Raw genomic sequence first — 1,556 nt, 5'->3', positions numbered from 1 at the left:
CCCTGGGTGTCAGGGTTGGGTGAGACCAGCGGTTCAGAGCAAGTAGCCCTCCCGGGGCGAGGATGGATCTTCTCTCGATGACGATTTCCAGTTCACGTTTGCTCGTGGGGCACGATGGGGCCATGACGACGGAAGGACCCCGATCAGACCGGCCGCGGCGGCGGTCGTTCGCTCCAGGGGAGAAGTTGCGGCTGCTCGCCGAGTATGAGCAGGCCGTCGCCGAGGGCGACGGGAATGGGTATCTGCGTCGTAACGGCTTGTACTCGTCGTTGATGAGTGAGTGGCGCCGCGCTCGTGACGCGGGTCTGCTGGAGGGCAAGAAGCCCGGGCAGAGTGTCGGGCGTCCGAGTGGGGAGCAGGCCGAGATCGCGCGGCTGCGTCGGGAGTTGGAGTTGGCGAACCGTAAGATCGCTCGGACCGAGGCGGCGTTGGACATCATGGGAAAAGCACACGCGCTCTTGGCCGAGATCTCCGAGAGCGCGGACACCGACACCAGGCCGACCAAGCCCTGACCGATGCCCACACGGCGCTGCTGGCCGCGGCGACGTCGAGCCGTGCGGCGGCCCGGCTGACCGGGATCGCCCGTAGTACCGTCCACCGACGCGCCCGTGCCCCGCAGGCGGGTGTTCCCACGCCTCGGCCGGTGCCGGCGAACCGGCTGTCCGACGCCGAACGCGCCCGGATCCTGGCCGTGCTCGACAGCGACCGGTTCGTCGACACCACCGTCACCGAGGCGTTCGCGACGCTGCTCGACGAGGGCGTCTACCTGGCCTCGATCTCCACCCTCTACCGCATCCTGCGCGCCGACAACCAGGTCGTCGACCGGCGCCGACAGGCCCGACACCCCACCCGGGCCCGCCCGGAACTGACCGCCACCGGCCCGGGGCAGGTATTCACCTGGGACATCACCAAACTGCCCGGCCCGGCCAAGGGCGTCTACTACGACGCCTACGTCATGATCGACATTTGGTCCCGGTACGTCGTCGGGCACCACGTCGCCGCCCGCGAGAGCGCCGAGATCGCCCACGACTTCATCTCCGACATCATCGCCACCCACGGTGTCCCGCAGGTCGTGCACGCCGACCGCGGCACCTCGATGACCTCCAAACGCGTCGCGACCCTGTTGGCCGACCTCCGCGTCACCCGATCGCACTCTCGCCCACGCGTGAGCAACGACAACCCGTTCTCCGAATCCGCGTTCAAGACCGTGAAGTACCACCCCACGTTCCCCGAACGCTTCGGGTCCCTGGCAGACGCCCGCGCGTTCTGCGACACGTTCTTCCAGTGGTACAACCACGAACACCACCACGCCGGCATCGGTCTGCACACCCCCGCCGACGTCCACTACGGCCACGCCACGACCCAGCAGAAGCAACGCGCCCACGCCCTCGACGCCGCCTGGACCGCACACCCCGAACGCTTCTCCCGCCGACCCAGACCCAAGGCGCTGCACCTGCCCGACACCGTCTGGATCAACCCCACCGAACCCGCTACCGATCAACCGATGCCACAAACGGCGTAACACCCACTGGTCCCATCAGCCTTGACAAGTTCCG

Annotated in this window: 1 protein-coding gene; it reads left to right on the top strand. The window is 68.0% G+C overall.

The genetic code is table 11. From position 1 onward, the window contains the following. The first annotated feature begins 77 nt into the window (after positions 1-77). Positions 78-1,522 (top strand): IS3 family transposase gene (locus ACFT41_RS32265; protein WP_377590534.1). Its coding sequence is split into 2 segments (ribosomal slippage): positions 78-447 and positions 447-1,522, totalling 1,446 coding nucleotides; the frame shifts between segments, so codons are not numbered across the junction. Positions 1,523-1,556 lie beyond the last annotated feature (34 nt).

This window comes from Micromonospora sp. NPDC057141 (genome assembly GCF_042670805.1).
Classification (GTDB): Bacteria; Actinomycetota; Actinomycetes; order Mycobacteriales; family Micromonosporaceae; genus Micromonospora.
The sequence above is the reverse complement of the archived record's forward strand: the minus strand, read 5'-3'. Positions and strand labels throughout refer to the sequence as shown.